The organism is Pseudomonas sp. HMWF006 (assembly GCF_003061205.1).
GTDB lineage: Bacteria > Pseudomonadota > Gammaproteobacteria > Pseudomonadales > Pseudomonadaceae > Aquipseudomonas > Aquipseudomonas monsensis.
This window is the reverse complement of record NZ_QAIU01000533.1, coordinates 1-2226: the sequence shown is the minus strand read 5'-3', so window position 1 is coordinate 2226 and position 2226 is coordinate 1. Positions and strand designations below refer to the sequence as shown.

3 protein-coding genes are annotated in these 2226 nt (G+C 60.4%); all 3 read left to right on the top strand.

The window, feature by feature from the left end:
* A partial coding sequence (locus DBR24_RS33485) for a winged helix domain-containing protein (protein ID WP_305889136.1) occupies nt 1-556 on the top strand: 556 nt, incomplete at its 5' end.
* The gene (locus DBR24_RS24015) at nt 549-974 is read left to right on the top strand and encodes a GNAT family N-acetyltransferase (RefSeq protein ID WP_095138930.1); all 426 of its coding nucleotides are present in this window, start codon (nt 549-551) and stop codon (nt 972-974) included. The genes DBR24_RS33485 and DBR24_RS24015, both read left to right, overlap by 8 nt.
* Nucleotides 975-1189: 215 nt before the next feature.
* Nucleotides 1190-1951 carry a secretin N-terminal domain-containing protein gene (locus DBR24_RS24010; protein WP_123462470.1) on the top strand — a complete coding sequence of 254 codons (762 nt, stop codon included), beginning with the start codon at nt 1190-1192 and terminating at the stop codon, nt 1949-1951.
* Nucleotides 1952-2226 lie beyond the last annotated feature (275 nt).

Below are 2226 nucleotides of genomic sequence, written 5' to 3'. Positions count from 1 at the left end.
CATGACCTACTCGGTCGGTTTCCGCGCACCGAGCGCTTCTGAAGTGCTGACCCACTTCACCGACTTCCTCAGCCAGTTCCTGACTGACGAAGAGCGCTACACCGATGCCGACGCGCAACCGGCCGCTGACCCGCATCAGATTCAACACGACGCACTGGATCGCCTGAAAGCCCTGCTCGCCGAGCATATGAGCGACGAGCGTCTGCTGCTGACCTGGTTCGGCCAGTACATGACCGAGCCGCGCTATCCGGAACTGGTGGTGGGCCCGGAAGAAGTTGAAGAAGAAGACTTCCTCGCTGCGCTGCAGGACGGCGCGGTACTGATCCGCAACCCGAGCGCGCGCCTGGCCTGGTCGGAAGTCGATGACGACCTGTTGCTGTTCGCCAGCGGCCAGAGCCGTTATCTGCCGGGCAAACTGCGCGAACTGCTGAAGCTGATCTGCGCCGCCGACGCCCTGCACACCGACAACCTCGGCGACTGGCTGGACGACGAAGACGGTCGCGGCCTGCTGTGCGAACTGGTCAAGCAAGGCAGCCTGGGGTTCGCCGATGAATAAGATTCGCGTACGTGTCGCAGACTGGCAGAAGGACATCGCCGAGATCCGGCGCATTCGTGAAACGGTGTTCATCGCCGAACAATCGGTGCCACCCGAGCTGGAATGGGACGCGGATGACGCGACCGCCGTGCATTTTCTGGCGTTTGAAGGCGACTTTCCGATTGGCACTGCGCGCCTGTTGCCCGACGGGCACATTGGCCGGGTATCCGTGCTGAAAGACTGGCGCGGGATGAAGGTTGGTGATGCGCTGATGCAAGCGGTGATTGCTGAAGCTGAAGCGCGAGGCCTGCAGCAGCAGATGCTCAGTGCGCAGGTACAGGCCACGGCGTTCTATGAGCGCTTGGGCTTTAGCCTGGTCAGTGAGGAATTCCTTGAAGCCGGGATTCCGCATGTCGATATGGTTCGCCATTCGGCTTGAGACCGCGGCGCGGCGATCGCGAGCAGGCTCACTCCTACAATTGAAATGCGATTCCCTGTAGGAATGAGCCTGCTCGCGAAGAGGCCCGCAAGCACACCACAAAACGCCCCGACATCCGCCGATGCCGGGGCGTTTTGCTGTCTACGATTCAACTTGCACCACCGCGGGCCGACAAACTGGCAATATCAAGCCTTTCGAAAGCGGAGATAACGGACATGTCCCTACGCACCCTGCTCACCACCCTGCTGCTCGGTTGCAGCCTGTCGGTGATGGCAGCCACAGAAATCGTGCCCCTCAAGTACCGCACCAGCGCCGACATGCTGCCGATGGCACAAGACTTCATCGGCAAGGACGGCCAGGTCAGCGCCTATGGCAATCAACTGATCATCAAGGCCGAGCCGGACAAGATTCAGGAGCTCAAGGCGCTGGTCACCCAGCTCGACACTGCACCCAAACGCTTGTTGATCACAGTCGACACCAACGAAAACAACGGCCGCGGCGATGAAGGCTACTCGGTCAACGGCGCGCCGCCGAACCAGACCCGGATCATCAGCCGCAGCACCGCCAGCCGCGACGGCGGCGTGCAGCAGGTACAGGCCACCGACGGCATGCCGGCGCTGATCCAGGTTGGCCAGAGCGTGCCGATCACCAGCAGCCAGACCAACTCCTATGGCGATTACAGCAGCCAGACGCAATATCGCAACGTCACCCAGGGTTTTTACGTGACGGCCAGCGTCACCGGCGACATCGTTCACCTGGCAATCAGTACCAACCGTGACCGCATGAGCCAGGAACGTCCCGATGTAGTGAACGTGCAAAGCACCGACACAACCGTCAGCGGACGCCTCGGCGAATGGATCACCCTCGCCGGCGTCAATCGCCAGACCCAGGCCGACCAACAGGGCCTGACCCGCAGCTACTCGACTCAAGGCCGGGATGACATGACCTTGCGGGTCAAAGTCGACGCGCTGGACTAAAGCACCGAAAACTGACTGATTAGTCGTATTAGACCAAAGATGTAGTGCTTGAAAAAAAGCACTACAAAACGTTTGACGAGGCAAAAAAGCAAAGGCATGATGGCCTCGCTCCCGCTAATCAGAGGCCCTGGCAAGGGCCTTCGAAGCGACGTTCGCACCTACCCCGCGAACCGCTTCGTGTCTGTACCGCCCACAAGGTGTGTTTGACGAGGTTGTCGACTGGAACGAAGTTGTCCCGAGGGACGGAAGCGTTATTAGGTAACCCGGCACCACAC